A 1,635-nucleotide genomic window follows, 5' to 3' on the forward strand; every position below is an offset into this window, starting at 1 on the left:
CCCTTGGCGGGGTGTCCAGAGGGGCGGAGCCCCTCTGGCCCCGGCCCGAAACCTCCGAGAGCCCCCTGGCGGGAAGGATGGGGGCACCTTAGGTGCGCTGGCATGGGCCAGACCTATCCGAGCGAGAACCTGCTGAGCCATGAGGCCAGCCCCTATCTGCTCCAGCATGCGGGAAACCCCGTGCACTGGCGGCCCTGGGGAGGGGCGGCGCTGGCGGAGGCGCGGGCGACGGGACGGCCGATCCTGCTCTCGGTGGGCTATGCCGCCTGCCACTGGTGCCATGTGATGGCCCATGAATCCTTCGAGGACCCCGAGACGGCGGCGCTGATGAACCAGCTCTTCGTCAATGTGAAGGTGGACCGCGAGGAACGGCCCGACATCGACGCCGCCTACATGAACGCGCTGCACCTGCTGGGCGAACAGGGCGGCTGGCCGCTGACCATGTTCCTGACGCCGGCGGGCGAGCCCTTCTGGGGCGGCACCTACTTTCCTCCCGAGCCGCGCTGGGGCCGCCCTTCCTTCCGCCAGGTGCTGCGCGGCGTCGCCGCCACCTATGCGCGGGAGCCGGAAAAGATCGCCCAGAACACCGCCGCGCTGGGCCAGGGCCTGGCGCAGCTCGCCGCCAGCCATCCCGGCGCCCTGCCGGACCGGGATCTGCTGGAACGCGTGACCGAGGCGCTGATGGGCATCCAGGACCCGGTGCAGGGCGGGCTGCGCGGCGCACCGAAATTCCCCAACGCGCCGATCTTCCGCTTCCTGCTGCAGATGGCGCAGCGGCTGGAACGCCCGGACTGCGCCGGGGCCGTGCATCTCCTCCTGCGGCGGATGAGCCAGGGCGGGATCTGGGACCATCTCGGCGGCGGCTATGCCCGCTATGCCGTGGATGGCGTCTGGCTGGTGCCGCATTTCGAGAAGATGCTCTACGACAACGCCCAGCTCCTGGAGCTCCTGGCGCTGGCCTATGCGCAGCAGCCGGACGCCCTCTACGCCCTCCGGGCGGAGGAGCTGGTGGGCTGGCTGGAGCGCGAGATGGTCGCCCCCAACGGCGCCTATGCCGCCGCGCTGGATGCCGACAGCGAGGGCGAGGAAGGCCGCTTCTATGTCTGGACCGCCGCCGAGGTGAACGCGGTGCTGGGCGAGGACGCCGAACTGTTCCGCGAGGTCTATGACGTCGGCAGCGAGGGCAACTGGGAGGGCAAGGTGGTGCTGAACCGCTCCGCCGATCCCGACCCCCTGCCGGAAGACCAGGAGAAGGCGCTCGCCGCGTCCCGCGCCCGGCTGCTGGAGGCCCGCGCGGCACGGGTGCGGCCGGGGCGGGACGACAAGGTGCTGGCCGACTGGAACGGGCTGATGGTTTCCGGACTGGTGCGCGCCGCCCTGGTCTTCGACCGGCCGGACTGGCTGGACCTCGCCCGCAGGGTCTTCGAGGCGGTGGCGCGCGACCTCGCGGCGCCGGATGGCAGGCTGCTGCATTCCTGGAAGGACGGGCAGTCCGGCGCCACCGGGCTGCTGGAGGACCATGCCGCCATGGCCCGCGCCGCGCTGGCGCTGCACGAGGCGACGGGCGAGGCCGGCTTCCTCGACCGCGCCGCCTGTCTCTTGATCACATCTACGCACAGCTCCACCGTAAGGCGA

1 protein-coding gene is annotated in these 1,635 nt (G+C 71.4%); it reads left to right on the plus strand.

Features of this window, described 5'->3' with window-relative positions:
- Window positions 1-102: 102 nt before the first annotated feature.
- Window positions 103-1,635, plus strand: a 1,533-nt coding sequence (locus tag ROTAS13_RS24245; RefSeq protein WP_075823641.1) for a thioredoxin domain-containing protein, incomplete at its 3' end; no start/stop codon positions are given.

Origin of the sequence: Roseomonas sp. TAS13, from assembly GCF_001950415.1 — a bacterium.
GTDB lineage: Bacteria > Pseudomonadota > Alphaproteobacteria > Acetobacterales > Acetobacteraceae > Roseomonas > Roseomonas mucosa.